This is a genomic window from Pseudomonas gessardii, from assembly GCF_001983165.1.
GTDB classification, from domain to species: domain Bacteria; phylum Pseudomonadota; class Gammaproteobacteria; order Pseudomonadales; family Pseudomonadaceae; genus Aquipseudomonas; species Aquipseudomonas gessardii.
In genome coordinates, this window is record NZ_MNPU01000142.1 from 1 (window position 1) to 729 (window position 729).

1 protein-coding gene is annotated in these 729 nt (G+C 40.1%); it reads left to right on the forward strand.

What is annotated here, in order from left to right:
* Positions 1-47: 47 nt before the first annotated feature.
* On the forward strand, positions 48-729 hold a 682-nt coding region (locus BLL38_RS30015; RefSeq protein ID WP_211278361.1), incomplete at its 3' end, for a hypothetical protein.

Here is a 729-nt window from a genome sequence, read left to right on the forward strand (position 1 = left end):
ATATGGATAGTGTTTTGATTTTTTCACAAAATCAAGTCGAAGAATTGATGAAAAAACCCAACTGGAAGGCGAATTTTTCTCAACATATTAACGATTTAATGCAAGACATGAAAAACGAAACTGGTCTTGAACCTATGGGCTGGGAAATGCACATGGACGAAGGCCATAAAGACCCAAAAACAGGGAAATACGTGATGAACTATCACGCCCATCTAATATTCTATAACTTCGATTTTAAGACGAATAAAGCACCATTGCGTGAGCTGATGGGTCGAAAAAGTGATTCGATATGGTCGAAGCTGCAAGATGTTGCAGCAAATCGCTTTGCTGATTTGGGTTTTATCCGTGGTGTTTCTGCTGAAATGAGTAAAGTCAAACACCTTGAAAAAGACGATTATGTAGCTGCTAAACAGGCCGAGATCGAACGCCTGCAGGCGGAGCTGGTAGACCGTCAAACCCACCTAGATCGTGCCTTACACGCTAATCAGGAGCTTCTGGAAGAGGTAGCGGAAAGCATTGACGCTATTTTCAAGAATTTGCAAAGACAATTAAAAAATTCATTTCCGGATTTTTATGATAAATCTTTGAAATTCTGCAACAAGGTTGCCTCATATTTTAACGCCGATTCTGGTGGTGGGGAGTTACTACCACTTTTAAAAGAAACACGCGAAAATGCACAAAAAATTAAGTCTCTCAATGATGATTTGAAGAAACGAAACGGCAAGGGGA